Source organism: Alishewanella sp. WH16-1 (assembly GCF_001441695.1).
Taxonomy (GTDB): domain Bacteria; phylum Pseudomonadota; class Gammaproteobacteria; order Enterobacterales; family Alteromonadaceae; genus Alishewanella; species Alishewanella agri.
In genome coordinates, this window is sequence record NZ_LCWL01000018.1 from 1 (window position 1) to 1,230 (window position 1,230).

Consider the following 1,230-nt stretch of genomic DNA (forward strand, 5'->3'; position numbering starts at 1 on the left):
ATGGCTAAGGCTAAATTTGAACGCGTAAAACCGCACGTAAACGTAGGTACAATCGGCCACGTTGACCACGGTAAAACTACACTGACAGCTGCTATCACTAACGTATTAGCTAAGCACTACGGCGGTCAGGCATTTGCTTTCGATCAAATCGACAAAGCACCGGAAGAAAAAGCTCGTGGTATCACGATCAATACTTCACACGTAGAATATGACACTCCAACTCGTCACTACGCCCACGTAGACTGCCCAGGCCACGCTGACTATGTTAAGAACATGATCACTGGTGCTGCGCAGATGGACGGCGCTATTCTGGTAGTAGCGGCAACTGACGGCCCAATGCCACAGACACGTGAGCACATCCTGTTATCACGTCAGGTAGGCGTACCGTACATCATCGTGTTCATGAACAAGTGTGACATGGTAGATGACGAAGAGCTGTTAGAGCTGGTAGAGATGGAAGTGCGTGAGCTGCTGTCAGACTACGACTTCCCAGGTGATGACCTGCCAGTAATCCGTGGTTCAGCGCTGAAAGGCCTGGAAGGCGACGCTGAGTGGGAAAAGAAAATCCTGGAGCTGGGTGAAGCACTGGATACTTACATCCCTGAGCCGGTACGTGCGATTGATAAGCCATTCATCATGCCAATCGAAGACGTATTCTCAATCGCGGGTCGTGGTACAGTAGTAACAGGCCGTGTAGAGCAAGGTATCATCAAAGTTGGTGAAGAAGTTGAAATCGTAGGTATCAAAGATACTACGAAGACAACCTGTACTGGTGTAGAGATGTTCCGTAAGCTGTTAGACGAAGGTCGTGCAGGTGAGAACATTGGTGCCCTGTTACGTGGTACCAAGCGTGAAGACGTAGAGCGTGGTCAGGTACTGGCGAAGCCGGGTTCAATCAAGCCACACACTAAGTTCGAAGGCGAAGTGTACGTACTGTCAAAAGAAGAAGGTGGTCGTCACACGCCATTCTTCAAAGGCTACCGTCCACAGTTCTACTTCCGCACCACTGACGTAACTGGTGCAGTAGAGCTGCCAGAAGGCGTAGAGATGGTAATGCCAGGTGACAACCTGAAGTTTGTTGTAGAACTGATTTGCCCAATCGCGATGGACGAAGGTTTACGCTTCGCTATCCGTGAAGGTGGTCGTACAGTAGGTGCTGGCGTAGTATCTAAGATCATCGCTTAAGTCATACTGTTGTACAAAGAAGGCTCCGCAAGGGGCCTTTTTTGT

The 1,230-nt window shown here is 49.7% G+C and carries 1 protein-coding gene; it reads left to right on the plus strand.

Annotation, left to right across the window (positions count from 1 at the left end; all coding sequences use genetic code 11):
• Entirely contained in the window at nucleotides 1–1,185 is a 1,185-nt protein-coding gene (gene tuf, locus AAY72_RS02375; RefSeq protein WP_008985219.1) for an elongation factor Tu, read from the plus strand.
• The last annotated feature ends 45 nt before the right edge of the window (nucleotides 1,186–1,230 follow it).

Coding starts and splice junctions, on each gene's coding strand:
- tuf (WP_008985219.1), top strand. CDS start 1: ATGGCTAAGGCTAAATTTGAACGCGTAAAACCGCACGTAAACGTAGGT.